Source organism: Verrucomicrobiales bacterium (assembly GCA_016793885.1).
In the GTDB taxonomy this organism is placed as follows: domain Bacteria; phylum Verrucomicrobiota; class Verrucomicrobiia; order Limisphaerales; family UBA11320; genus UBA11320.
The window spans coordinates 17,299-41,306 of sequence record JAEUHE010000123.1 but is presented as its reverse complement, the minus strand read 5'-3'; the positions used below and the strand labels follow the sequence as shown (position 1 = coordinate 41,306).

At 58.0% G+C, this 24,008-nt stretch carries 18 protein-coding genes; 12 read left to right on the top strand and 6 right to left on the bottom strand.

All coding sequences use genetic code 11. The features are described from left to right. Nucleotides 1-7 precede the first annotated feature (7 nt). The 5 genes from JNN07_13855 to JNN07_13835 form a co-directional block, all read right to left on the bottom strand. Nucleotides 8-2,749: an HAD-IC family P-type ATPase gene (locus JNN07_13855; protein MBL9168818.1), complete on the bottom strand. Its 2,742-nt coding sequence runs from the start codon at nt 2,747-2,749 to the stop codon at nt 8-10. A 41-nt stretch (nt 2,750-2,790) separates the two neighbouring features. Further along, nucleotides 2,791-3,012 carry a universal stress protein gene (locus JNN07_13850; protein ID MBL9168817.1) on the bottom strand — a complete coding sequence of 74 codons (222 nt, stop codon included), beginning with the start codon at nt 3,010-3,012 and terminating at the stop codon, nt 2,791-2,793. 24 nt (nt 3,013-3,036) lie between these two features. Further along, nucleotides 3,037-4,419 (bottom strand): universal stress protein, encoded by a 1,383-nt coding sequence (locus tag JNN07_13845; protein ID MBL9168816.1) that lies wholly within the window; start codon nt 4,417-4,419, stop codon nt 3,037-3,039. A 35-nt stretch (nt 4,420-4,454) separates the two neighbouring features. Then, nucleotides 4,455-4,877: a universal stress protein gene (locus tag JNN07_13840; GenBank protein ID MBL9168815.1), complete on the bottom strand. Its 423-nt coding sequence runs from the start codon at nt 4,875-4,877 to the stop codon at nt 4,455-4,457. Nucleotides 4,878-5,329: 452 nt separating this feature from the next. Then, nucleotides 5,330-6,229 carry a LysR family transcriptional regulator gene (locus tag JNN07_13835; GenBank protein MBL9168814.1) on the bottom strand — a complete coding sequence of 300 codons (900 nt, stop codon included), beginning with the start codon at nt 6,227-6,229 and terminating at the stop codon, nt 5,330-5,332. A 110-nt stretch (nt 6,230-6,339) separates the two neighbouring features. Between JNN07_13835 and JNN07_13830 the strand changes: the two genes are divergently transcribed. The 7 genes from JNN07_13830 to JNN07_13800 all read left to right on the top strand — a co-directional run bounded on the left by JNN07_13830 (nt 6,340) and on the right by JNN07_13800 (nt 11,051). Continuing rightward, nucleotides 6,340-6,615, top strand: coding sequence for a hypothetical protein (locus tag JNN07_13830; protein ID MBL9168813.1), 276 nt, complete (start codon nt 6,340-6,342; stop codon nt 6,613-6,615). 32 nt (nt 6,616-6,647) lie between these two features. Beyond that, nucleotides 6,648-7,295, top strand: coding sequence for a universal stress protein (locus JNN07_13825; GenBank protein ID MBL9168812.1), 648 nt, complete (start codon nt 6,648-6,650; stop codon nt 7,293-7,295). A 25-nt stretch (nt 7,296-7,320) separates the two neighbouring features. Then, complete coding sequence (locus tag JNN07_13820) at nt 7,321-7,839, top strand: response regulator (protein MBL9168811.1); 519 nt, start codon at nt 7,321-7,323, stop codon at nt 7,837-7,839. Between the two features lie 26 nt (nt 7,840-7,865). Further along, nucleotides 7,866-8,906: a universal stress protein gene (locus JNN07_13815; protein ID MBL9168810.1), complete on the top strand. Its 1,041-nt coding sequence runs from the start codon at nt 7,866-7,868 to the stop codon at nt 8,904-8,906. A gap of 398 nt (nt 8,907-9,304) precedes the next feature. Next, on the top strand, nt 9,305-9,667 hold the full coding sequence (locus JNN07_13810) for a ribosome-associated translation inhibitor RaiA (GenBank protein ID MBL9168809.1): 363 nt from the start codon (nt 9,305-9,307) through the stop codon (nt 9,665-9,667). Next, the gene (locus tag JNN07_13805; GenBank protein ID MBL9168808.1) at nt 9,664-10,050 is read left to right on the top strand and encodes a hypothetical protein; all 387 of its coding nucleotides are present in this window, start codon (nt 9,664-9,666) and stop codon (nt 10,048-10,050) included. The genes JNN07_13810 and JNN07_13805 overlap by 4 nt, the downstream gene beginning before the upstream one ends. A gap of 65 nt (nt 10,051-10,115) precedes the next feature. Next, the gene (locus JNN07_13800) at nt 10,116-11,051 is read left to right on the top strand and encodes a universal stress protein (protein ID MBL9168807.1); all 936 of its coding nucleotides are present in this window, start codon (nt 10,116-10,118) and stop codon (nt 11,049-11,051) included. A gap of 38 nt (nt 11,052-11,089) precedes the next feature. Here JNN07_13800 and JNN07_13795 read toward each other — a convergent pair whose 3' ends face one another. Beyond that, nucleotides 11,090-11,395: a transposase gene (locus JNN07_13795; GenBank protein ID MBL9168806.1), complete on the bottom strand. Its 306-nt coding sequence runs from the start codon at nt 11,393-11,395 to the stop codon at nt 11,090-11,092. Between the two features lie 1,194 nt (nt 11,396-12,589). Between JNN07_13795 and JNN07_13790 the strand changes: the two genes are divergently transcribed. The 5 genes from JNN07_13790 to JNN07_13770 all read left to right on the top strand — a co-directional run bounded on the left by JNN07_13790 (nt 12,590) and on the right by JNN07_13770 (nt 23,879). Beyond that, nucleotides 12,590-14,110, top strand: a complete 1,521-nt coding sequence (locus JNN07_13790) for a hypothetical protein (GenBank protein ID MBL9168805.1) — start codon at nt 12,590-12,592, stop codon at nt 14,108-14,110. Nucleotides 14,111-14,552: 442 nt separating this feature from the next. Beyond that, nucleotides 14,553-15,344, top strand: coding sequence for a hypothetical protein (locus JNN07_13785; protein ID MBL9168804.1), 792 nt, complete (start codon nt 14,553-14,555; stop codon nt 15,342-15,344). Nucleotides 15,345-15,373: 29 nt separating this feature from the next. Beyond that, the gene (locus tag JNN07_13780) at nt 15,374-17,695 is read left to right on the top strand and encodes an SUMF1/EgtB/PvdO family nonheme iron enzyme (GenBank protein MBL9168803.1); all 2,322 of its coding nucleotides are present in this window, start codon (nt 15,374-15,376) and stop codon (nt 17,693-17,695) included. Nucleotides 17,696-18,320: 625 nt separating this feature from the next. Then, entirely contained in the window at nt 18,321-19,520 is a 1,200-nt protein-coding gene (locus tag JNN07_13775) for a VCBS repeat-containing protein (protein ID MBL9168802.1), read from the top strand. 396 nt (nt 19,521-19,916) lie between these two features. Further along, nucleotides 19,917-23,879: a beta-galactosidase gene (locus JNN07_13770; protein ID MBL9168801.1), complete on the top strand. Its 3,963-nt coding sequence runs from the start codon at nt 19,917-19,919 to the stop codon at nt 23,877-23,879. The last annotated feature ends 129 nt before the right edge of the window (nt 23,880-24,008 follow it).

Genomic DNA, 24,008 nt, shown 5'->3' with positions numbered 1-24,008 from the left:
TTCGCTTTCATGAAATCGTTCCCGCTTTGCGAGCCCGGCGGCGGGCGAAGAATTTCCGAATCTCCTCGACCCACAGCACGAGGCTGGCAACCGCACCGATGAGGAAGAAGTCTGTCATCGGAATCGGCACGGTGTGGAAGATGCGGTTCATCGGCTCGGTGTAGATGACGAGGAAGTGCAGCACGTTGCCCAAGGCCAGGCCGCCGAGCAGCCAGTAATTTTTGAAAAGGCTGAAGTTCAGTGCCGACTTTAGTTCACTCCTGCAGTTGAGCACGTTGAACCACTGGCAGACCGCCAGCACGGTGAAGGTCTCGCTGCGCACCAACTCGAAGGGCGCGCCGGTCGAAGTCCGCCACACATAGTAGCCGAACGCTGACAGCGCCATGACTGGTGTCATGAGCGCAACGCGCTTGAGCATCGTGCGGTTGAGTAACGGCTCGTCTTGCCGAATGGGCGGACGCTTCATCTCGTCGCCCTCCGGCGGTTCCATAATGAGATTTACCGTCACTGTCCCTTCGGTGACGATGTTAATCCACAGAATCTGCACGGCCGCCAGTGGCAGCGGGTAGCCGAGAAACAGCGCGCTCAACAGAACGAGAACCTCCGCCATCGACGTGGCGAAGAGGTAGAGAATCACCTTCTTGAGATTGCGGTAAACAAGCCGACCTTCCTGGACAGCGTTGACGATGGTCGCGAAGTTGTCATCGGTGATGACAATCTTGGCCGCGCCCTTGGCAACCTCGGTGCCAGTGATGCCCATCGCCACGCCCACGTCGGCGCTGGCCAGGGCCGGCGCGTCGTTCACGCCGTCGCCGGTCATGGCCACGACTTTGTTCTGCGATTGGAAAGCTTCGACGATGCGAAGCTTCTGCGCAGGATGCACGCGGGCGAACACCGAAATGCGGTCCAGGCTTGTTCGCAAATCTTGCTCCGGCATCAGCTCCAACTCGCGACCGTCCACGGCCAGGTCCCCGTCGCGAGCAATCCCGAGTGTGCGGGCGATGGCCAGGCCGGTGATTTTGTGGTCGCCCGTGACCATCACGGGCCGGATGCCGGCGTCGCGGCACTCGGCCACGGCGGCTTTTACTTCGTCGCGCGGCGGGTCCATCTGCCCGATGAGACCGAGAAAAGTGGCTCGGCCCTTGAAAGGCGCGAAACCCACGCCTTCCTCCAACCCCCAATCATCCACTTCGGCCACGGCCAGCAGGCGCAAGGCGCGGGCGCCCATCGCGCTGGAGGCGGCTTCCACATCGCGACGAAACGATTCGTCCACCGGTTCACGCTGGTCGTTTTGGCGCGCGGTGGAACAGAGGTCGAGCACCACTTCGGGCGCACCCTTGATGAAGACGCGACCACGCGGGCCGTGGCCGTGTTGGGTGGCCATCATCTTGGCAGCGGAATTGAAGGGAATTTCAGCGCGACGCGGCATCTGCTGGCGGAGCAGATCGAGCTCCACGCAGCCCTTGATGGCTAGCGTGAGCAACGCGGCTTCCGTGGGGTCGCCCAACGCGCGCCAGCGCGGGTCGCCATCGTCGGGTCGAACGAGCTGGGCGTCGTTGCACAAGGCGACGGCCTCCAGCAGAGCGCGCAGGGCCGCGTCGTCTTTGCAGGTGGTTTCATTTCCTGCGTCGAGCAGCTTGCCTTCGGGCGAGTAACCCGCGCCGGTTATTTCGATTTGCCGAGCACCCGGCAGCCAGAGCGTGGTGACCGTCATTTCGTTCTTCGTCAACGTGCCGGTCTTGTCGCTGCAGATCACACTGGTGGACCCGAGCGTTTCGACGGCGGCCAGACGACGGACAATCGCGCCACGTTTCGCCATGCGCTGCATCCCGACGGCCAGCGCAATCGTCATCGCCACCGGCAAACCCTCCGGCACCATGGAAACCATCTGGCTAATGGCGACCATGAGTATTTCCCCGAAGGGCAGACCGCGCAGCAGTCCAAACGCGATAATGATCGCAAAGAGGCCGCTGGCTGCGCCCACCAGGTAACGCCCAAACTGGTAGATACGCAGTTCCAGCGGGGTCCTTGGGTCCGCAGCGCCTGCGGTGAGTCTCGCAATCTTGCCTACTTCCGTCGCGAGGCCGGTCGCCACCACCACGGCCTTGCCGCGACCAGCGGCGATATGCGTGCCGGAATAGACCATGTTGCGGCGGTCGGCGAGGGACGTGTCTTCAGACAGAGGCTCGGGGTGCTTGGCGACCGGCAGCGACTCACCGGTGAGCGCTGCTTCGGCGGATTCCAGCGCCGCGGCTTCGAGCAGGCGCGCGTCCGCGCCCACGGCATCACCCGCCGAGAGGAGCACAAGGTCCCCAGGCACGAGGGTATGCGCTTCGATGGTTTCCTCATCGCCGCCGCGCAGCACGCGAACCTTCAGCGCGGACAAGCGACGCAATGCTTCCATCGACCGTTCGGCGCGGCCCTCCTGGACGGTGCCGATAACCGCGTTGATGATGACGACAATGAGGATAACGACGGAGTCGTTGCGATGGCCCATCGCGAAGGCGATGACCGCCGCGACGAATAGGATGTAGATAAGGGGGCTGGCGAACTGCCGGAGGAAGACGCTCAGCAGCGAGCGATGTTTCGCTTCAGGCAGAGCGTTTGGCCCATGCTCGGCGAGCCGGCGGGTGGCTTCCTCGCGGCCGAGACCGAGGTCTGCGTCAGTCTGAACAAGCTGAAGCACTTCCGGCGCGGCCAGCGCGTGCCAGTGACTGGGTCCGACCGTTGTCTCAGGTTCCTTCGTCATACCTTGATTCCGTTCAGGAGGCGTGCAGGATACACTCACCCTCAACGCCAGCGCGATGCGCCGACGACGTCCTTCGACCGCCGTTGAAGCATGTGCTTATATTGCTTGTGGAAACCAGGAGTGGCTTCGGGTTTCGCCATTCGATAGCGCAGCACATGCAGCGTCGCGTTCTGCCTCCTGGCCATGCGAGCCGCTTGTTGCAGGGCGGCTTTCGCGCACTCGGAAAATTCCACTCCGACCAGAGCTAAACTGGAACGATCCATCGCGCTTCAGTGTTGTTGGCTCATTTATTCCACCGGCGGGCGAACGACGAGTAACGGACGTTCGCTGTTTGTCATCACTTTCTGGGCAACCGAGCCCATCAGCGCCTTCGACAATCCAGACCCGCCGTGCGTGCCCAGGCAGATGATGTCCACTCCGAACCGTTCCGCCACCTGACCAATCGCCTCAGCAACATCACGGTGTTCGACCACCTCCACCTCTGTGATGACGCCTCGCAGTGCGGCCTCCGCCGGTATCAACGCGCGCAGCTTCCCGATCGCCGCCTGGATGTGTTTGGCATGTTGCCCTTCGAAGCGACGGTCTGAAGGGCCTTGCAAATACTCGCCCCCGGGTAGTTGCTGGGGATGCGCCACATGCACTAGGTAAACAGTGCCCCCGCCACGCACTAGGGAATAGGCGTGGGGAATCGCGTGGTTGGCCAGCTCCGAAAAATCCGTCGTTACGAGAACCCGCCGCACCGCTGGGGCCATGTCGGCTCCGCGTTTCTCAAGGGTGGAGAGCGGAACCACCGCCACGCTCATCGTCGCGCTGTGGAGCAATCCGCGCGACACCGAAGTGTGCCACAGCCTCTCGAAGCCGCGATATTGGTGTGAGCCGACCGCGATGACGTCGGACCCTTCCTCCTTGGCCATCTCAGCCAGCCGCGCATCGGGACGCCCCCAATTGGCCTCCACCCGCAACCGAAAGGGCATGTCACCCAGCAACTCGACCGCTCGCGTTCGCACATCTCGTTCCAATACAGCCTGCACATCGGGCAGATTGCCCACCAAGGGCAACGATCCAGAGCCACCAAGGCGCGTCCGTTGTTCCGGCGGCCAGTCCACGTAACCCACCACCACATCGCACGGGCCGATAGCTTGCAACTCCTTGACCCAGCGCATAGCGGCCTCGGATGTGACCGTGAAGTTGAACGCGACAAACACTTTCAACTGTCGTTGACCTCGCGTCCACGCTTCAAACGGAGCGGGGTCACGCACCACCAGCGTTGGTACAGTCGCCCGCTCAGCCGTCCGCTCCGAAACGCTGCCCAGCAGCCAACGTTCAGAACGCCGCTTACCCAGCGACGACACGACAATCAGCCGGCAAGATCCGAGCTGAGAGCGCTTGACCAACTCCTCATCGGCGTTGCCGTTAAGGAGCGTCTCATGGACCAACGCGCCTGACCGTCGCAGGCGCTCCGCCTCCTCACGCAACTTTCTGCGCAGCGGCGGATACGCCGGAATCACGCTCACGTGAACCAGATCGAGAGACCCGTCCAAGCGTTGCGCCAAGGCGGCGGCGACGTTCGCCGCCGCCTTGGCAGTGGAGGAAAAATCGGTACCAACAAGCAGCACCGGAGCTCTCGTCCCCGATTGTTTGGCTTTCGATGATTTGGTTTTGGTAGTCATGGCTTATGTAGGTGTTCAGTCGGTACCGGGTGATTTCAACACTCACGTTTAGGCATAGCTGGGAGAAGACGGCCATCGGCGAAATCAAGCTCGCACTCGCGCACAACCAGCACCGGACACGGCGCATGACGCACGACCCGCTCGGCGGTGCGCCCGGGGAGCAAAGGCTTTAGACCGGTGCGGCCGTGGGTCGAGATGATGATAGGATCGACACCGTACTCTTGGGGGCGGTGGTTATTTCGTGCCACGGCACGCCCACGCGCTCGCTGGCCTGGCAGAGACGCTTCGCGCCGAGTTACTGCTGGCACAGTTCTGCAAGTTTCTCCAAAGCGCTTCTCATCGCCGTCTACCCGGCGCTCTCTACTTCCGGCGACACGTAGCTGAGCTCCGTCGGCAATGCGCACCGTAAACCCGCTTGGGGGCGTGAACTCGATGAGAACGAGTTGCTGTTTCGACATTCTGGTCTCGCTTCGGCTCACGGATGTGAATTGCACTGACCTGGTTTTCATAGCGTCACTTCGGCTTTCGCGTGGTTCGACTCGATAGTGCAACAGCGACCGCACTTGGAGGACTCCCTGAATCTTGGTCACTCCTCGACATCTTTTGCTCGGCCCGGCTTGACTTGTCCCCGTCACCCCTCAGTCGTCCTGAAGCGGTTGGCAATCTCGGAGCCGCCTCAGGTTCTCAACTATCCAGGCCACTGAGGCGCACGCTCACTTCACCCGTCCGGACCCTGTCCCGCGTCCCCGCCTGCTTCCTGTATCGAGTCGGGTCACCCATCGCATCTCCAAGTTAGCGGGACCATGAACATTCGACCATTACAAGTAGTGTAGCCAACACTTCCATAAAATGGAATTGTTGATCTGACGCCAACTCTACGCGTGACGGTAGGAGTTGTCGGCCTGCCCTTTCAGCGAAAAAGAGACTTCTGTGCCTGCTCCGTCATCAAAATCACCGCCGGATGCGTGAGCCGCCGTTCGGCGGTGATGGCGTAGAACTGGTCAGTACATTTTTCCGTCGCGCCGATGACCCTGAACTTGTATCGCTCCACGGCTTCGTCTGCCACGACGGAGGCCACCGGGATGAATCCTCCCCCTCCCCTGGCCACCGACTTCATCAGCGAACCATCCTCAAACTCCGCCACAATGCGCGGGCGGATGTCGAGGGACTGGAACCATTTCTCCAATGACCGTCGGAGACTGGTATTCTGCGTCGGCAACAGCGCCGGAGCGCCGTTCAGAGATTTCGGAAAACCCTTCTGCAGTCGCTTCGCCAGCTCCGGCATCGCACAAAACGTCACGCCGCATGAACCCAGGAGGTGATTGAAGGTCTTGAACGGCAGCCCCGTCGAGGCAGGTTCATCGGACAGCACAATGTCGAGCCGCACCGCGGCCAGTTGCGAGAGCAAGTCCTCCACCTTGCCCTCGCGACACACCACATGCACCGGGATGGGCAGGTTGAACACCGGTTTGAGAATGGCGCTGGCCACCTGCTTCGGAACGGAATCGGCAACGCCCACGTTCAGCTTCAATGCGCGCTGGGCGGTGCCTTGCTTCACCGCGTTTAACAACTCGCTGCCGAGGGAAAAAATCTCCTCCGCATAACCGAAGACCAACTGCCCCGTCTCCGTCATCACCAGGTTACGTCCACTGCGCCGAAAAAGTTTTTCGCCCAACGCCTCCTCCAGAGATTTTAACTGTGCGCAGATGGAAGGCTGCGAGACGCGTAGCTTCTCGGACGCCATGAGGATGCTGCCTTCCCGGGCGACCTTCCAAAAATAGAGCAGGTGATGGTAGTTCAGCCATTCCATAGGCTTTGAGCCTATTCCAGTTTTCCTAAGAGTAAATTCGGAAATCAGTATTGGTCGAATTCCGCAGGTCCCTCCACGTTTTATCAAGAAACAAACCGTGACTCATAAAAATGAAAACTCAAATCACTTTGAAATCGTTTACCACCTTGTCCTTCGAACACATCGCGGCGACATCTCACCCGCATCCGGGACCGGAGCCTCCGCCGGACCTCAGCCTGCATTGCTCCGTCCGAGCCGGCAGCCTCGCGTTTGTGGATTCCTCAACTGCCGCGCGCGCCGAAACGACGAGGAACTTTCCGATCGCCAGTGAAAAGACCACGCGACTCGTCCGGCTGGGCCGTTGGCTGCTGGTCAGCCCGCCCCAACCTTGCCCAGGCTCAGATTGATTATGGTCAAGCGTATGAAAGGAAACGAAGCCATGAAAACCATCCTAAATGAACGGCTACTTTCCAACTCTTTTACTTTCGACCGCCCGACTACGCCACACGACTCGCGCGGGTTCGATGACCCCAGCAGCACTGAAGACACGCGCCTACAACTGCGTCGCATCCTCGTGCCGGTTGACTTCACGTCGGCGTCGCTGTCGGCGTTGCGCTACGCCACGCGGCTGGCGCGCCAGTTCGGCAGCCAAATTTACCTGCTGCATGTGCTGGAGCGGGGGATGTTCCTGAACGACCTCGACAGCCGACTCATTACGAAACCGGCTGACGAAGTCGCCTCCGACTCGGTGGAACAGTTGAGTCAGTTGGCGCGGCGCGAATTGCCCGCAGACCTGCCGGTCAAGCCGCTCGGGCGCTCGGGCAAACCGGGCCCTGAGATCGTTCACGCCGCCGAGACGCTGGACATCGACCTGATCCTTCTCGCTGCTCACAACCATAGCGCCCTCCGTCGCGCGCTGTTGGGGAGCACCGCCGACTACGTGGCCCGGCACGCAGCCTGCCCAGTCTTTCTCGCCCGGCCGGGCGACGACGACGACGAACTGGACCCCGTGCTGTGGCGAGACACCGAGTCAGACCACGAACCCTCACCAACCAACAGCCCTTTTGAGCGACCGGGCAACCAGTGAACAACGCACAACCGGAAAAAAACCCATGAAAAAAACTGCCTTGCTTGTCACTGAGAGCATTCAAACCCTCGAAAGCCTGGGAGCGCCTTTGCAACTGGCCAACTACGAAGTCCTCCTCGCCCGCAACGCTCGCGAAGCGTCCAACCAGTTTTCCGCGGCCCATATCGACCTCACGCTGGTGGACCTGGACTGGCCCACGGCCAATGGCTGGGACGCCCTCAAGTTGCTGCATGAGGTAATCGGCGGGCGGCCCTATCTGCCCGTCATTCTTATCACGAGTCGCTCGGGTCTGGGTGATGAGGCACAAGCCTATGGCGCACGCGCGCTGGCCGAGAAGCCTCTGGATGTGCCGGCTCTGCTCGCGACAGCCGAAGAACTGCTGGCGGAATCGCAGGCTGAAGGACAGAGCCGAGCCTGCAACCAACGCGCCGATTTCCGGCACCCGCTACCGGAACTACCTGAATTCCGCGAATTGATTCGCCGACGGGCCACGCCCCCTTACGTCAACCCACCCCCAACTTCGCGCTGGGGCTTGAACGAATGAGCCGGAAACCCACCGGAGACAAACCAATGAAAGCTCTCGCTCCACGCTCCACGCGGCCGGTCGAATTTGCACCAGCCCTGACCGGCGAACAGGATGAATCCATTCGCACACTGCCGGGTAGGCCGGAAGATCAAGTCCATTCACGTCTTCCTGGCCCGGCTCTCAAGCTGGGGAAAATTCTCGTGCCGACCGATTTTTCAAATGCTTCGGTCGCCACTTTGAAATGCGCCATCGCACTGGCCAACTACTTCACCGCCGAAATCTCACTGCTTCATGTGGCAGAATTCGACGCACTCGCCCGCGGCTTTGACAGCACCGCCGTCCTTCCCTCGCACGAGGATTCCGTCGAGCACGCCGCCCGCAGACTCGAACGCATCAGCCGGCGGTTTGTTCCAACGCCGCATCGTGGAGAAACCTTGGTTCGGTCCGGGGAACCCGTTCGCCAAGTGATGGAAACGGCCCGGTGGCTCGGCATCAACCTCATCGTCTTGTCCACCCAGGGCCCCAGCAGCATCCAGCAGATGCTCAAGCCCAGCATCGCCGAGCGGGTCGTGCGCGGCGCCCCCTGTCCCGTGCTCACCGTGCGGCAGGAGTTCCTGCTCAACGGCAACCCATCACTGGCGTCAGCGCCAGCGAGTTGGAGAAACATTCTTGTCCCCGTGGACTTCACGCAGTCGTCCCGGAATGCCCTGCGATACGCTGTCACCCTTGCCTTGCCCGCGCGGTCGAAACTCACACTCTTTCACCTCGCCGCCGTTCATGTCGTGTGCGTCGCGCCGGAGATGGTCGAGATACCTCCCGATCACGAGGCGCTGCGGTGCGAAGCGGAAACGCAACTGGCCGAGTGGGCTGTGGCGGACGTTCCCAAGACTCTCGCGGTGGACACCGTGGTGCAAGTGGGCGCGCCGGCCGGGCCGTTCGTCGCCACGGCCGCCGAACGCTTCACCGCCGTCCTCATCGTGCAGGGCACGCATCACCACACTTGGTGGGAGCGGCTGGCCAGCGACCACACCGCCGAACGCATCGTGCGCACCGGGCCGTGTCCCGTCTTGAGTATCCCGGAGTAATTCTTGCCATGAGCAATCTCATCACCCTCCTGCTGAAGTTCGACCTCTCGCGGCTCGTCAGACTCGTGCTGACGAAGATGGGTTTCGTCCAGCGCGGCCCCGAATTCAGCAACGGTCATCCGAGTGCTGAACGCGGCGGCCTGGACGTGTGTGGCCGCTTTCATTTCGTGGGTGTTTTATTTCGTGTGGCATCTGCTGCCACTGCTGACCGGACGGGATCGCCGATGAAACCGCTTCCTACAAATTGGCGGCCCCACGCCATTTCCCATTCGCCCAGGAGAGATGGGCGCCCTTGGCCGACGCGCCGGCCGTTTTCTGAGTCGTGGGCAGACTCACGGCACCGCGCTCTGTCCCTCTCTACGCTTTGATTCACCACAACTAAAAGCAAGATCACACCTATGAACATCAAATTCCGAGTTCGCGGCCTCAACGCGCATGCCAATCTGCGCCGCTGGCTGGAGCAACAACTGGAGCGGTTGCAGAGCCTCATCCCCGTCACCTCCGCTGAAGTGGTGCTGGATCACCAGCGGGACGCTGCGCCCGCGTTCGGTGCGCATGTGCATCTGGCCGTGCCCGGACCGGACATCCATGCGACGGCGCACGGCCACACGATGCAAGCCGCGTGGCTCAAGGTCTTCAAGAACCTCAAAGGGCAAATTGAGCGGCGCAAAACCAAACAGGTCACGCGCGCGAAGACCAACCGGCAACACCCCGCACTGACCAGCCGGTGGTCGGGCGTATCAGCCACGTCCCGCGCTTGAAAAACATGCCGACGAGCTCCGACAACAAGCCGAGCATCCTGCTCATGGCACGCGGCCGCGCTGCCGGCCAATCCCTGCGCCGCGTGCTGAAGCAGGGCGGTTACGTCGTGCTGCCGGCGCGCGACTGCCGTGAGGCTGTCGCGTTGTTCCCCGCCAACCCAATCGACCTGCGCGCGCCCATTCTCCACGGCCTCGCCACGTTCAAACTTCTCCATGCCTGTAATTCGCGCGTGCCGTTCGTGGTCACGGTCACGCCGCCGGTAGACCTGACGCCGTTCGACCGCAACTCCTGCCGCACCATTCTGGAACGGCCCTTCCACACCGCAACCTTGCTCGGTGGCCTGCGTGACATTCCCCGGCAACCCGCACCAAGGCAGACATGACTCGTCCAGTCGCAGACTTGCCCACACACCACCGCGCCCCACCGTCGCCAAACCGCCATTGCCCCATGAAACGAATCCTCATTGCCTACGACAATTCCGGCTGCGCCGATGCTGCCATCGACGAACTCTCCCTCGCCGGGCTGCCGCCTAAACTCGACGCCACCGTCATCACCGTCGCCGAAGTCTGGCTGCCACTCGAAGCCGGGCACCACGACGCTAAATCGCACGACCGTTTACCGCTGGCGTTGCGCCGCGCCCGCGAAGCGGCGTGGCAGGCCGTCGAGACCGATTGCCGCGCCCAGGCCGAGCGCGCGGCGACGCGACTTCGTGCGCTGTTCCCCAAATGGAGCGTGACGGCGCTGGCCGTGGGCGATTCCCCCGCGAGGGGCATTCTGAAAAGGGCCGACGAGTGGAAGGCCGACCTGATTGTCGTCGGCTCGCATGGCCGTTCGGTGATGGAACGATTCTTCCTCGGCAGCGTCTCGCACAAGGTCGCCAACGAGGCGCGCTGCTCGGTGCGCATCGCGCGGCCACCCCGCCTCTCGACGCACCCGCATCCACGCATCATCGTGGCCGTGGACGGTTCGCGCGATTCGGAGGCAGCAGTCAACGCCGTTACGGCCCGTCGCTGGCCGCCGCACACACAGTTCCAACTCGTCACTGCAATTGATTCGCGCCTCAAGACGGCGGCAGCGTTGCCCACGCATTGGGCCAAGGACTGGATTCAGCAGCACGACGCCGATGGCGGTGAGTGGGTCTGCCGCGCCGTTGAAAACCTCGCGACGCTGATGCGCAAAGCCAAACTCGACCTCGAAACGCACATCTTCGACGGCGACCCGAAACAGTTGCTGCTCCAACACGCCGAGGATTGGAAGGCCGACTGCATTTTCCTCGGCGCGCACGGACTGGAGCACGGCGAACACCGCACGCTCGGCAGCCTCGCCTCCGCCGTGGCTACGCGGGCGCACTGCTCGGTGGAAATCGTGAGGATTCCGGTGTAGCAACCCCGTAGGTTCCACAAACTCGAACGAGCCTATTTTCATGCGGCTTGTCGGTAGTAGTAGTTCAAGAGCCCGCCGAGCCTTTTGCGACGATGCAGCGATCCTTCCGCTGGGAACTGCGCGAACTCAGGTCGGATGATTTTGTTCTCGAGCCCCTGGTGGTTTCTTTCCTGGTGATAGTGTTCAACGAACTGAGAAACTGCTTCTCGCAAGGACGACTCGCCAAACAGGATAATGTTGTCCAAACACGACTCCTTGATCGTACGCACGAAACGCTCCGCATAAGCATTCAAGTTGGGTGACCGCACGGGGAGGCTCAGGGACTCTACTCCAGCGGTCTTCAAGGTCTCTCGGAACTGATCAGTTAAGAGATAGGAGCCACAACATGGTCGAGGAGTCCCTTCGTGTCAGTAGAGGAACATCCAAGGATCTTGCTGAGGCCATTGAAATCGCCCGCTGCTCGAAGCACGGCAGCGCAGCGGGTGATTTGAATTCCTGAGAGACGGACTCTGGAAAGATTTTCAGCAACAGACTTCTCGGTGAGAGCGGATGAACCAGTGAACACTGCTATGCCTACACCAAGACCGCAGCAAAGGACAAAGGTGAAACCGCCAGCCAGGCCACGGCCGACGACGCCTGCTTTAACGATTCAGGAGACCTCTGCAGGTTTCGGGAGTTCAGCGTAGCCCGCCTTCGCCAGTGGCTATGGCGCGGCAAATTTTCGCGTAGCGAAAATTTGGAGGCGAGGGTCGGAATCGTCCGCCTACGACCTTCGAACCAGGTCACAATGCCTCATTTTCCTCAGCAAATCAAGCTAACTCATCTGAACTCAACCTAACCCAACTGAACCGTTTGGTGCCCGTTTTGGTGCCCGTAAATTGAGTCTTTAGAAATCTAGGGACAACGCCTTCACTCGAAGCGCCGGGAGTAAGGAGGCAAGAGAAGCACACGGTCCTTCGGCGCTGGGGATCCTTAAAGGGAGGACGTTTGCCCAATTGCTCCCGGAGAATTCGTAACTCTTCCTGCAGGTATTCGATGGCGGCTTGCTGTCGGCGGTGGCGGTTCATCCACCCAGCAAAGTAAAACAGCAGAAACGACAACGGATTCATCGCAATACTATCCCTCTATCCGCCGAGAGCGACAAGCTCATGCCCTCTCCCAAAACCCACAATATCAACGAATTCGGTTCGATCGACTTTTAGGACACTACGAGGTTTCTTCGGACGTCCGAGGGCTAAATGCCCATCCCGGCAGGCACTCGAACAAGATTTGCGGCTAAGGGGACGCTGAATGCCGTTTTCACCCCACTACAGAGGAGTAGAATGAACTCTATCTCACATGCATTAGCTGGAAAGGCGTTCCTAAGCTTCTCCTGTGCGGAGTGGTTGCCCCTGATTCTGCTGCGACTTCGGTCTTGCCGTTCGATACTTGGATGTCAGTCTATTTCCTTCCACGTGTCCGCACCGTTGCTGCCTTCGACATTGACGCAATTCCTTCCCGTCAATGTTGGCATAGCGCAACCTTGGCAGGGTATTGGTATGAGCTCCTTAATTCGCGACGCCGTGTCGGACGCGCTCGCCCGTTTCGGGCCGAGTGAGGATTTTCCCCCCACAGTCGTCGATTCGCTGGTCTTGCTGGTAGCTGAGTTTATAGGTTCCACTGCCTATGAGCGATTTCCCCTTCAGCGATTGGCGGACGATCTCGTTATCGCTTACGGCGTCGGTTGGCACCGAGTGCTTGATCAAGGTTCTGGTTGGCCTTCTATATGGCCGCTCGCACTTGCCGAAGTCGAACGTCGAGTTCGTCAGGCACTGCTTCGTTCTGACTCCTGGCTCTTGACTCTCCCAGTATTCGGCCTGGCAGAAGTGCTCTCCGGCCGAGCCCCATCCTCGTTATCCCAGTCTGATCGAAAGTTAAGCCAATCAACCCCAGGCTGCGATTTGATCGATTCTCTCTCGCTAAGGGCCTCCGAAATCACCAACTGGCTGATCAACGGCAGCTGCATCTGTTATCGTCGGCGTGTTTGTGATCCTGACCAACCCTTAGATCCAGCGGCCAGAACGATGCGTGAGCGCTGTTTGCACCAACATCCGTTGACTGGATGGGATCCTACTATCGCTACGCTGCAGAACCGCATCCTGAACGCGGTTAAAGGTCCCATCCGGGCCGAAGGTCAACTATTTGGCGGCAACCAGTTCTATCAAGGCCTATACTCCACATGGCTGTATTTAAATTGCGGCGTTCGCCTTGGGAGCGTCGCAGGCTGGCTTTGCCCATGTTGCGGCAAAGAGCGTGACGGCGCTCTTTGCCGGAAGTGCGGGGTCGTTTTTGACCCTGCAGCGCATAAAGTTATCTCGCTAGAGGCTCGCCTGTATCTCGCCACACATCATTATGGCGCATACGAAGCTGCGGGTTTCTACAAGTGCAAGGCAGAGGGATGCGGCAACCTCTATCCGGATACGACTTCAGCATGCCCTCTCAGCCACTGCAGAACCCCGCGCAAAACCTTTTCCTCTAGAGCTCTGACACTCCAAATCCTAACTGGCTTTGCGAAGGTGAGTATCTCCAGCCCGTTATCCGCAAATCTCGAAGACGTAAGCAACCATGATGACATCAAGCCACCCTTATTCTGGGACGAGTCCTGCGAGATCTGGTGTCGATCCAATCCGCTGGATAAAGACAAGGTCGAAGCACTGTCGAATGGACTTTATGGTCCGGCGGGGGACCAACGGTCCATAGGTGGCATCGCACATGCACACCAGTGGTGCGAATCGGAACTTGAGGACCTGAACATATTGCTGCTCTGGAGGGCATGGAAACTTCACTGGCAGAGCATCAGACCAGCTGAACCGGAGGTTAAATCCTTTCGTTCCGAGTTAGACTCTCGGCACAGCAAGCATGCGCCCTGCCCCGACTTTCCACATATATTTGATGAACTGCAATTCTTCTTAACATCACTTCAATCTTTCGTACCAAATGCGTTCCGATCAAGCCGCACGACTGCGGAATATATCCTCCAAGACTTTGTTTCCTGGGTTCACCGCCACCGAGCTGGCTAACATCCATATAAAATAGAGTAACACGCGATCTTTTCTTATGGGACACCAAGAAACCACTAGCATCCACTATCTGCTTGGCCAAGAGACATTGCAGGCACTTCTTACAACCCCCACCTTCGCCGTTCAGGATGGGTACTTTTGGTCTTCTGCGTCTGTGGCATTACAGGTGATACCGGTGCCTCATAGTCGCTGCCAGGTTACAACCAAAACACTCTACACCTTAAGGGCTCGCATATCATCCACTGCGGTTCCACCAGCGATGGATAACCTAGACTTGGAAGGGGCCAGGGACATGCAGAAACTTTGTTTTCGGGATCTCTCGGCTCAGACGGAATTTCAACGTGCAGCAGCCTGCCAGCGATTGGGTCAACTTGGCCTCCCAGACTCTGAGCCCAATCTGCGAAAGATTCAGCTGGAGGATGATAGCTCTTGGGTACGTCAGATGGCGAATCAGGCCATTTCGCTAATACACTCAACTAGGATTCCAGCAGCCTGGTTCGTTGGTTTGCAGTTTGGTCTCATGTCCGAAAGTGGTGCCTTTGATCTCATCGAACGCGTCGCCGATGCCCGGGGGGAATTCGTGTTTCCTGCTCTCCCAGGTGATGTCCGGTGCCGACTTTGCTTGCTTTCCACGCCTGAGCTCGAATTGCGGTCGCTGCTCACCAATATTCAGGTTACCTCCCGCGTCGAACTCTCACATGAGATTCATGGCCGTCACTGGCAAGTTCGCTGCAGAGGCAGCAGTGCCGACAACGTCGACATAGAGATTGAAGCCATCAGTGCTGAGGCCGCGAGCAAATGGGTCGAGCTGCGGACAGGAAGATTTCGATGCCAGCCAGCCCTCGACTTGAATGATAAAAGAGATCGAAAACACCTATTCAGCGTTCCGTCGTTGGACTGCGAGCCGCTGTTTGCGGAACTTGGCGAAAGCGCGCACCAAAGGTCCTTCTCCGCTGCTCCTCAGACCGAATCATTCTTCGTGCAACCGGCAGATCGGAGACTTCAAGTCGCGACGATCTCAGCCGACTCCAGTGGCATATGTGTTAGTCTTTCAGCCTTATCGCGTGACATGGATCAAGCCAAGGTAAGCATTCACTGCGGCGGTAAGACCGCCTCATCCGCGCTTGCTTACATAGCCGATCTGAACGCCTGTGTTTGCAAGGTCATTCTGCCGGTGTCCGCGATAGAGGCGAGCCAATGCCGAATCGATTTCATCATCGAGACCAATACTTAGCCGCCTAGTACATGAATTTTGAAATCCTGATGTCCATCTGGGAAACTTGCGGCAAACCCAAGAATGCCGCCGCCGCTGATCCTATCACCGACGCTTATCTTCGAAGCCCGATCGACCGAGTTTGGTTAACGGCTTGTGTAGAGTGGCTACGGGACGAAAAACGCGACCTATTTCAGTTGCCAGGGAATGACTTCCTCCAAGCCTACTTTCCCAACATCCAAGTAAGGGAAGCTGCGACCGCCTTCCTCGAAGTTGCACGAATTATCCACACGGGCGCTTCGCCCGAATCTGCTCTTCCTGAGGTAGCGAATGCCCGTCGCCTCCCACTTGGGCAGGTATACGACATTCACCGAGAACTTACAGCCCTCCGTTTGGATGCCACATTGCTCTCCTCCGTCGAGCCCAGCACCATTCAAAGCAAACTGAGCGTTAGCGGCCCGATTCTTTTCACAGCCGCAAGCGGGGACATCGCTGCGATGCTTACGGTTGACTTTGTGCCCAGGCCAAAGGGCTCTGCTGCCCGGCTGAACATCGCTCATCAAATCTGGCGTGCTCCTGCGTTACTTCTACTCGGCACCGATGTTCGGTGGAACGAAGCAGAGAAGCTCGCGATCCAATTCCTTGCCGATTCCAACCTGCTACCAAGCGACTATGACTTTCGATATCAAGTCACCCTGCCACCAGGTGTTGAATGGGAGAGGTGCTTGGCGGGTGATTCATGGTGCGGCCAGCTCCAGTTGCTACTTTTACGAGCAGTAGGTAAAATCGACCGAGATGCGGTTCACCACCAGTTCCCTCAATTGCGGCGCATCGATTTTAAAGGAGTGGCTGTCACAGCTTGCGGCCTCGATCAGCAAGGGAACCACGAAGGTAATCGCTTCTACCCAGTCGCATGCTTCTTCCGCAAGTTTGTGACAGGCATCAGGAAGTCCAAAGAATTCTCACGCAGCCCCACCTTGGCCTCCTCATCGCTGAAATTTGTTGCGCCGAGTTCACTGAGGTCTGAGCCAGGTCATTGTGTAAACACATTCGTCGTGGCGCTTGGGCAATCATTCGACACGCTCACATATCCGAAGGATAAACCGAATGTTAATATCTGGAGAGAACCTATTACGCGGGTTCCGATTGTGAAAGCTACCGACCTCCGCGAAGCGCTAATGCTTCTGGACTTACTGCAAAGGCCTCAGAGGATCATCAGAAACCTGCTAGCAGTCTTCGTTTTCGGTCTCGCCTTGGCCGTGCTCGCCTACAACCTTCGGCCAACTGCTACTCCCGACTTCAAACTCTTGGCGAACATCATCCAGACGGAGGAAGCCAAAACCCCCGGTACAGGCGGCATCGAAAGGGCGCTCGCAAGCTGGAACTCACAATACCGACTTTCAAGGCTCGCAGGCCTCAAGAAGATTCGAACCTGGGCGAACCAGGTGGCCTCCTCCGCCTGGAATGTTAACTCTGCCACTGCGAACATCACCGACTCCAGTGCGAGCCAATTAAGTACGAAATTGAAGACTCAGCGAGAGTTGGAATGTGCGCTATTCCTAAGGGACAAAATGAAGCAAATCGACTCCGAGGATTTCTCCCCCACGAACGAATGGACGGTTGAATCAAACCAGCTATCCCTGGTACGCATCCCTGCCGGAAGCCTTCATATGGGGAGTTCACTCGCGGACACCAACGCCGCTAAGAACGAGATCCCGCCGATCAAAGTCGACATCCCGAGACAGTTCTGGATGGGTAAGTATGAGGTGACCCAAGGAGAGTATCGGGCCATCACCGAGCAAAGGCGAGCCCCTGGATTCTATTACGGAAGACGGTGGATTGAGCGTCTCCGACAAACAATTGATTACGGAAAGCTTTTATCCCGACCGGTCGAAACCATTACCTACAAGGAAGCGATGGCCTTTTGTCGCCGCCTCACGGAGCTAGAACGAGATCGAATCGATCACGAGTTGGGTGAGGATTACGAGTTCCGCCTCCCCACTGAAGCTGAGTGGGAGTATGCCTGTCGAGCTGGCACCGACGACATTTACAGCTTTGGGGACTCTCCAGAGGAACTTCCGACTTATGCGTGGGTTAACGTGGCCGCTACTAAGCCGGTTGGACTTAAGTTCCCCAACATCGCAGGCCTGTATGACATGCATGGCAACGTAAATGAAATGTGCATCGATCGGGAGGGCGATAAGTACGTCGCACGAGGCGGTTCGGCCATCGATCAGGATCCCGCGCGGTTCCGCTGCGCGTATCGATTTGGCTGGGTCCACACCCAACCAGGGAACACATTCGGATTCCGTGTGGTGTTGGCGCCTAGACTCGCAGGTGATCCGGCACCCCTGAGAAGTCTCAAAAAATGACTCTTTGAAGTATGGCACGCTCCTTTACCTCTGAGATCGGCCAAATGGGGTATGAGGGGTGCTCACGGCACTACAGGGTAAGTGTACAAACTAAATCGGCATCTGGGTGGCTGAGTATTTGTGGCGCTTCCGCCGAGTCACCCGCTGCCAGAAACACTTAAACCGTATGCACCGAAATCCTCCACTACTTTGGCCGCCTTGCTGCCTAAGGACGTCGTCTGTTGCGCTCCTCCTACTGACTCTCCTCACCAACCTCGCTGCAGCCCCACGGGCAGAAGGGGTTACGGGGTTGTTTCATCCGGGTATCCAAGTGGATGGCGCTGGCCGCAAGGTAGCCCTAGCTGATGTAAACGGAGATGGCCACGTGGATGTCATCACCGGCACGGGAACGAATGTGGTCCGGTTTAACGACGGACGGGGTAATCTGGTTTCCTCTGGGCAAGATTTTAACGGAGCGTCTACCCTCGCCGTGGCTGCGTTCGACGCGAACGGCGATTCCTATGCGGACGTGCTACTCTACAAGGACTTCGCGGCACAGCTTTGGCTGGGTGACGGGCATGGAAGGTTTCAGGATTCAGGAGAACACCTAGGGTTTGGCATCGTCCGCCACATAGTCGTCGCGGACATGAACGGCGATGGCTATACCGACGTGGTGATTGCCCAAGAACTGGCACCAAATTTGGTTTATCTAAATGACGCGCGCGGCCACTTTTCCGACAGCGGCCAGCAACTTGGGTCTACCTCCAATCGCAGTTACGGTGGTGCTGCTCTCGATGTTGATGGCGACGGCGATCTAGATCTTCTGTTCGCAAATTATCACATGGATGACCCGTCTGCCTTCCCTCTCCATCTCTACATCAATGACGGCTCGGGGATGCTGACGGAAAAAGGGGGGGGATTCGGGCGTCCAAATGTTTGGTATCGTTCGGTTTCGATTGGTGACTTGGATGGCGACGGTCGTGCTGATGCTTGCGTTGGAAATTCCTACGGTATCGAAATTTGGCACAACGAATCCGGTAACTTCGAAAAAACTCAGGAACTCCCAGCCTGGTCATCAACGTGGGACACTATCCTTGTGGACATCGATCAGGATGGCGATCTCGACGCCGTCGCTGCCGAATACTCCTCCCCTGGCAGTATCAGCGAAATCTGGGTAAACGACGGGGCCGGTCGCTTGCAAAACAGTGGTCGCCATCTCTGCTGCGGAGGTAATCTAGGCGTAGCCGCAGCCGATTTGGATGAGGATGGAGCGGTTGATCTCTTTCTTTCGGGTACGACCGGTAAGGTTTGGCTCAACCAGTCCGCTCCGCCACAGCTTAAGATCACCTCGATCGGCAAGAGCAGCGTTAGTGGCGTAGTCCTTGATCCGCATCTTCCCAGCTGGAGCACCCACTTTGGAGTTTATTGCGCAGCGTTCGTTCCCGGATCAGGCTGGTCAAGCTTCCAAGGGTGTGAAGAGATCCCAAGGCTGGCTGGAACCGGGAGCTTCACATTCGAGGCTCTACCGTCCAACATGAGTCGAATAATGCTTGCTCTGGCCCCGACTGGTGGAAACGTCCATCATCTTCCGTGCCTCGATCAGGCCGAAAGCTTGCCTCCGGAATTGGAAGTCCTCGGTTTTGCTCAAACAGTGATCGAGCTCCCTGTGATGACGGTAACCCGAGAAGCAGGAAGTACCTTCATAAGGTGGCCTACCAATCTCTCGAACGTAAGACTGGAGACGGCACCAAATCTGGAGAGTCCATGGACAGCAGCAGCGGTGACAAAAGCAGGAGAATACGAAGTTGGTTTGGCACTACCCCGCGCGTTCTTCCGCCTTCGTTAACTTGTTCGGTCTATCTAATATCGCATCTACAGCCACATGCAACCGGGTGCTCCGGCCCTACCATTATCAGATGAGCCATGAAAATATGCCTTTCCATCGGCTACAGCACTTTCGAGCATCACAAAACATGGTCGCCTCCCGAAGGTTCCAGGACGCCTACCCGGGTTATTCGACTCGGTAATTTTAACCTTGGTGCCTTGGCCGCGAATGGGGGACGGGCCGTGGTAGGCCTGCAGCTCAATGGTCGGACGGAGCACACAATAACAAGCCTCAAGAAAACTCTGCTCCAGCCCGCCAGGGTGATTCTCCGCGGCGAAATAGGGTCGCGGACTTTCCCGCTCTCCCATTGACTAATTCGTCGTGAATCTCAAACCACAAAAAGTGAGGACAAAATGTATGAAACGGACGCCATCGAGTGATCGGAGCTTTACGCTGATGCTTCTAATGCTAACGTTTAATAGCCTTATTCTCCTGCCGGGATCCGCACCTGGTGCCAGCGGTATCCTCCGAATCAAGGATGGATACTTTTGGGACTCCACCCGTGCGGAGTACTTCGTTCCGCGAGGCGTCGCCTATCAGATCTGGAACCCCCCGGTGGGAGCTAATCAGACCTTTGCACAGGTGACTTACGACCTTACTGAGTTCCGAAAGATTTACGCGAATTCCGTTCGATGTGAATTGGTTTGGAGCCAATTGCAGATTCAGCCAGACCATTATGACTGGTCCAAATCAGACTTCCTAGTAGGGGAGGCAGAGCGGCTTGGACTGCGGTTGTTCGTCCTGATTGGCTTCCAGTATCCACCAGAGTGGTTCCCCAAGGAGTGGAGAGGTCTCAACGATCGAGGGGAGGTTTCCGATGTGCTCAACTATGAGCATCCGGACGCTCAGAAAGTGTATCAAGGCCACATTGCCGCTGTCGTAGAGCGCTATAAAAACAGTCCAGCTATTGCAGCCTGGATTCTCGGCAACGAATTCGCCTATTTCGACCTGTGGGAGGACCCCGCCAAATATCCAGTTCATCGCTTCTTAGGTTACGATGCAGTGTCGCAAAGCAGTTTCCGGCGGGTTCTTGCTAAACAGTATAACAACGACATCCAGCGCCTTAACACAAATTGGAAGACCAACTTCTCCAGCTTCGACGCCGTGAAGATGCCGATTCGCTATCCCACGGATCGGCACCTCCCTGGCTATCACGATCTGATACAATGGCGTAAAACGAGTATCGGTAATTTCGTAGCTGGGGCAGCAAGAGCTGCAAGAGCGGCGGATACAAACCACCTTATAACATACTCCATGGTTGGGGGAATTTTTAACGGCACCGACGCGAATAATTCTGCGGAAGACGCCAAAGCAATCGTCGACGCGTGCCGTAGCCAAGGAGCCCCACTCGACTTTTGGGCGGTGAACAATTACGCGTGGGCATCATACGGAAGCGAGATGCGCTCGGCGGACTTCGGGATTGCGAAGTATCAGGAGCTCGTAGGGCTTCCGGTGTTGATCTCTGAAACCGGCCACAGCAGCACCGAGAACATCCTGGGGCCCGGTGCAGCAGAACGTCAGCCCAACGCATTACCTAGCCAGCTATGGGAGGCATTGATGTCCGGAGCAATCGGGGTTCATTTCTTCCACTGGAACGACAGAAACATGTTTACCACCAACTATTTTCTGCGAGAAAAGGGCTTCGGTATCGTCGACGAACACCGCATTCCTAAGCAGCCGGTCTACTCAAATGTTGTGGCCATCCTGCGCAGAATGGAGGAACTGAAAATCGAAGACCTCCTGGGTGGCTCTATTTCACCGCCTCGCGATGTCCTTTTCTACTGGAGCCAGGATAGCGACATGGGCTGGCCTCGAGCCAATCAGGAGAATGCGATGATATGGGGAGCGCTCAGGCGCTTGGGATATCAGCCAGGCATCATCGACGACGAACAATTCAACCGCGGTGACTATACCAACGCTTCAGCGCTGCTGCTCTCACGCGCTTATCAGCTTTCGCCCTCCACTCTTGAGACTATAACCAACCGACTGTTTCCCAGGGGGATTCACCTGCACGCTAACGCGGATCTGCCGGGGCAGTTCGATGCTTACCATCAACCCAATCGGAATTGGCCCGGATTGATGAGGGGAATCTTCGGCCTCGAAGTCGCATCCGCGGCTCCTGGCTGGGACGGAGGTTCGACCGACAGCCCGGCGTCGACTCGGGCCGTCTTCCTCCGCGGAGCTAGTGGAATTGGGGATATCACTCCAGCCTACTTCGCCGAATTCGTCACTTGGAAGATTTGGCACGGCATCACCGCCTCTTCCGGCAAAACGATAGTCACTCACACCGGCGTCAACGGAAGTCAAGGTCCCATGCCCGCCCTGCAATTTAAGGACCATGGAATCGCCAGGGCAGCGGTGAATACGTTTGCCTTGGGCGACACGTACGGCGCGAACGCCATCAAACTTTGGGACTATCGGGCCAGCGTTCTTCGTGCCATCTATCAGGACTACTTTCGGATCGAACCGCCGATTCGATTGAGTGGGGCGGGAGAAGGTTATGTTATGCCCGACTATCGAGTTTGCCGGGACGGATCGGTGTTGATCTCCCTGATGAATGAGCACACGGCGCAGGCGGCTGTCGTTGTGTCGGCGCCTTCGCTCTTACACGGCCGAACGGTGAGTGACCTCACTGCAGGCGCGACGATGCTAAAACCTGACGCCAGCGGTCGCATCCAGCGAAACCTCAGCGGGGATGGATTTGCCTTGCTCCACGCAACTAGTGCCGGGACAGCTTCCTTGGTTTCGGACCGATCGCAGATCTTATTCAAATCTGTTCCTACCGCCGTCTGGCCGAATGGATCTCCCGCGCAGGTGCAGATTGAACACCATGCGAAGGAGCCCGGAGATTTGCGTTTGCGCCTCGAGCAGGTTCACCCGATTCTCCAGGTTCGCACGCAGTCCGGTCCGATCCCAGTCGTTGGGGATGGCATTCAGCAGGTCGAGTTGGTGGTCCCGGATGCGGACCTCGCCGACACCAGCTTCGTGTCATCGCACGACGGTGGATTGTATCGATGGGTAATCTCGCTCGAGAAAGCAGGGGTGATCGTCAACGAGGCTTCGTTGCCGCTCCGCCTCCTTTGGCCGGTGGTCTTGCGAGGCGTTCCCCAATCCCCCGTCTCCGGGCAAACCTATCAAGCAACGTTGGAATGGCAGGAACTCCCGTCCTATCTGGCCGTAAGTCAAGGCACACCGCTAGATCGGTGGTCTGCGTGGGATAACAGGAATGTGAATGCCGAGCACTACGTTTTGGCCATCAACTTTTATTCCGGCGGCCGACCCGTCGCGACTAATGCCTATGTGGTCTCGACCGGCTCAGGAAGCATGCCCATCAAGATTCGGGTTCCGACCGGCGCGGGACCGATCCAATGGGATGCCTCGGTTCGACAGGCACCAGTGGTGCGGTCAACCACGGTTGTGCAAGGCTTCGAAGGTATGATGCGCGGTGCGCAATGGTCGTCCAATGCCCCGCCGCGCACCAATCTCCCGCCGCTCTTCTCACCTTGGTTCAGCTATGTCTACGCGAACCCCTCGGACCAATCGAAATGGCAAAATGAAGGCGTTAATTTAGAAGGTCGGGGCGGAGGGCAAGCCGCTTTTCTAGTCGTCACCAACAACCGCCCAAAAACATTTGCAGGATTCGGACTACAATACGACTACTCAACCACGTGGGTTTTGCCAGCGGACCGTCGCGCCTGGAGCAACTATGTTTTCTCAGTCGACTTTTACGAGCAAAATAGGCGAGCGGCGCTGGTAGAATTACAGCTAAAGAACAAAGGCACCACACTTCGCATGGTGCATGTCATTCAGCCCTATCAACCAGGGCCAGACGGCTGGTGTCATCTGAGTGTAACTCTCGACCGATTCGCCACACCCAGCTACTCAGCTCCATTCGACCCAACTGCGGTTAGTTCGCTGGTGGTCAACGTCCAAATGTTTGAACAGACCGCACAGTACGTCGCGTTCTTTGACAACATCAGCTTCGTTGGCCCGACAGATGCACTCGTGCTGGGTTCTCAGGCGGGCTATTTTTCATCCCGCGACGACCGCGAAACTGTCGACGACAATTTCGTTCTCGAAATAGCCTCGATCCAAAAAAACTTGGAGAACCGCATTGAACTATTCTGGCGGGCTCCGACAAGTCGCAATTATGGGATTTACGTCAGCGACGATGTTTTGTTCTCATCGCCGCGTTTGTTGTCAAGCGTATCGATTACTCGCCGCCAACAAGGTGGAGAGGACTACCTTGAGGCGCTTGATCTGAGCGCGCCACTTCAGCCACATCGGTTTTATCGTCTGAGCAGTCGGCCACTCCGTTAACAGAACTCCCCATTGCTTGACGCTCGGGGAACCTGGTCTCTGCATAAAGACCACCCCAAGGGGAAGGCTCTGGACAATCCCGCACTGCTATGGATCGCGGGACCTGCCGGGGCTGCTAATGCTCGGGAT

Bases quoted from the DNA above. Each gene is read 5' to 3' on its own strand.
- JNN07_13775 (MBL9168802.1), top strand. From the start codon at position 18,321: ATGAACGGCGATGGCTATACCGACGTGGTGATTGCCCAAGAACTGGCA.
- JNN07_13815 (MBL9168810.1), top strand. From the start codon at position 7,866: ATGAAAGCTCTCGCTCCACGCTCCACGCGGCCGGTCGAATTTGCACCA.
- JNN07_13820 (MBL9168811.1), top strand. From the start codon at position 7,321: ATGAAAAAAACTGCCTTGCTTGTCACTGAGAGCATTCAAACCCTCGAA.
- JNN07_13830 (MBL9168813.1), top strand. From the start codon at position 6,340: ATGAAAACTCAAATCACTTTGAAATCGTTTACCACCTTGTCCTTCGAA.
- JNN07_13850 (MBL9168817.1), bottom strand. From the start codon at position 3,012: ATGGATCGTTCCAGTTTAGCTCTGGTCGGAGTGGAATTTTCCGAGTGC.
- JNN07_13835 (MBL9168814.1), bottom strand. From the start codon at position 6,229: ATGGAATGGCTGAACTACCATCACCTGCTCTATTTTTGGAAGGTCGCC.
- JNN07_13845 (MBL9168816.1), bottom strand. From the start codon at position 4,419: ATGACTACCAAAACCAAATCATCGAAAGCCAAACAATCGGGGACGAGA.
- JNN07_13770 (MBL9168801.1), top strand. From the start codon at position 19,917: ATGAAACGGACGCCATCGAGTGATCGGAGCTTTACGCTGATGCTTCTA.
- JNN07_13855 (MBL9168818.1), bottom strand. From the start codon at position 2,749: ATGACGAAGGAACCTGAGACAACGGTCGGACCCAGTCACTGGCACGCG.
- JNN07_13825 (MBL9168812.1), top strand. From the start codon at position 6,648: ATGAAAACCATCCTAAATGAACGGCTACTTTCCAACTCTTTTACTTTC.
- JNN07_13840 (MBL9168815.1), bottom strand. From the start codon at position 4,877: ATGTCGAAACAGCAACTCGTTCTCATCGAGTTCACGCCCCCAAGCGGG.
- JNN07_13800 (MBL9168807.1), top strand. From the start codon at position 10,116: ATGAAACGAATCCTCATTGCCTACGACAATTCCGGCTGCGCCGATGCT.
- JNN07_13780 (MBL9168803.1), top strand. From the start codon at position 15,374: ATGTCCATCTGGGAAACTTGCGGCAAACCCAAGAATGCCGCCGCCGCT.
- JNN07_13785 (MBL9168804.1), top strand. From the start codon at position 14,553: ATGGCGAATCAGGCCATTTCGCTAATACACTCAACTAGGATTCCAGCA.
- JNN07_13810 (MBL9168809.1), top strand. From the start codon at position 9,305: ATGAACATCAAATTCCGAGTTCGCGGCCTCAACGCGCATGCCAATCTG.
- JNN07_13790 (MBL9168805.1), top strand. From the start codon at position 12,590: ATGAGCTCCTTAATTCGCGACGCCGTGTCGGACGCGCTCGCCCGTTTC.